At 76.4% G+C, this 1740-nt stretch carries 2 protein-coding genes; one reads left to right on the top strand and one right to left on the bottom strand.

Annotated elements, in window-relative coordinates; genetic code table 11:
* A partial coding sequence (locus AC2W7J_RS17955) for a Rossmann-like and DUF2520 domain-containing protein (protein WP_485984111.1) occupies positions 1-816 on the bottom strand: 816 nt, incomplete at its 3' end.
* A gap of 98 nt (positions 817-914) precedes the next feature.
* On the opposite strand from AC2W7J_RS17955, the gene AC2W7J_RS17950 reads away from it, so the two are divergent.
* Positions 915-1740, top strand: an 826-nt coding sequence (locus tag AC2W7J_RS17950) for a class I SAM-dependent methyltransferase (protein WP_485984109.1), incomplete at its 3' end; no start/stop codon positions are given.

Below are 1740 nucleotides of genomic sequence, written 5' to 3'. Positions count from 1 at the left end.
CGGGGCCTGCGCGCGGTAGGCGGCGGCGACGTCGTCCGGCAGGTCGGCGAGCTCCGTCAGGTGCGCGGCCACGGTACCGGCATCGCCGCGGGCGACCGGCCCGGTGAGGGCGGCGTCACCGGAGGACAGGGCGTTGTCGAGGCTCGCCTGCAGCAGCGGGCGCAGTACCCGGTCGGCGGGGTCGATGCCCGCCGAGCGCAGGATCTCCATGGCCTGGGCGACGAGCGTGACGAGGTGGTTGCTGCCGTGGGCCAGGGCCGCGTGGTAGCGACCGCGGGCCTCCTCGGGCACCCACACCGGCTCCCCGCCCATCTCGACGACGAGGGCCTCGGCCACGGGTCGCAGCGCCTCGGGCGTCGTGATGCCGAAGCAGCACTCGGCGAGCCGGGCGAGGTCGAGGCTGGTGCCGGTGAAGGTCATCGCGGGGTGGATGGCCATCGGCACCACCGTGTCCGCGACAGGGGCGAAGGGGGCCAGACCGTGCCGGCCCGAGGTGTGGACGACGAGCTGCCCCGGGCGCCACGCGCCGGTCGCGGGCAGCCCGGCGACGAGGTCGGTCAGGGGCGTCGTCGGCACGGCGAGCAGCACGAGCTGGGCGGCCACGACGACCTCGGGCACCGGCAACACCGGCACCCCGGGCAGCAGGGCCTCGGCCCGCTCACGGGAGTCCTCGGAGACGGCGGAGACGGCGACCACCTCGTGGCCGGCGGCACGCAGCGCCGGCCCCGAGACGGCACCGACCCGTCCGGCGCCAACGACACCGACCCGCAGGGGTCGGCCGAGCGGGCGCGGGCGATCGGCCGGAGGGCAGGTCAGGGAGGCTCACCTGCCCGACGCTACCCGCGCCCCATCTCCCCCTCGCATCTGCTTGAGGTCGTGCGCACCCCCCGCCGCATTTCCTTAAGGTCGTGCGCATGGACCCGACGTGGGAGCAGGCCTGGCACGCGGCGCTCTACGGCCCCGAGGGCTTCTACCGGCGGCCGGAGGGGCCGGCGGGCCACTTCGCCACCTCCGCGCAGGGCGCGGCCGCCGAGCTGTTCGCCGGAGCCCTCCTCGAGCTGGCGCGAAGGGAGGGCCTCACCACCGTCGTCGATGTCGCCTGCGGCCGCGGCGAGCTGCTGAGCGCCCTTGCCGCACAGGCGGATCCGTCGATCCGCCTCGTCGGCGTCGATGTCGTGCCCCGCCCCGACGACCTGCCCGCGCGAGTCGAGTGGGTCGTCTCCCCGGGAGGAGCGGACCTGCCCGACCTCGGCTCCCCCACCGCGGCGCTGGTCCTCGCGCACGAGTGGCTCGACGTCGTCCCGTGCCCCGTCGCGGAGGTCGACGAGGAGGGCGTCCTGCGGGTCGTCCACGTCGCGCCCGACGGCAGCGAGTCGTTCGGTGACCCGCTGGCGGGGCCGGACCGTGACTGGTGCGACCGCTGGTGGCCCGGGCCCGGCTCCCCCGGCGACCGGGGTCGAGGTGGGACGAGCGCGCGACGTGGCCTTCGAGGACCTCGTGCGGCGCACCGGGCCGGCCTCGTCGTCGCCGTCGACTACGGCCACGTGCTCGGCGACCGTCCACCCGCGGGGAGCCTCGTCGGCTTCGGCGACGGGTCGGTCTGCACGCCCGTGCCCGACGGTGGCTGCGACCTCACCGCGCACGTGGCGATGGACTCCCTGGGCCCCGACCGGCTGCTCACCCAGCGCGAGGCGCTGCTCGAGCTGGGGGTCGGACGGGGCACGGCCACCGCTCGACCTG

Source organism: Janibacter sp. CFPM2_SD2 (genome assembly GCF_057364645.1).
This window is presented reverse-complemented; position numbering and strand designations above follow the sequence as displayed.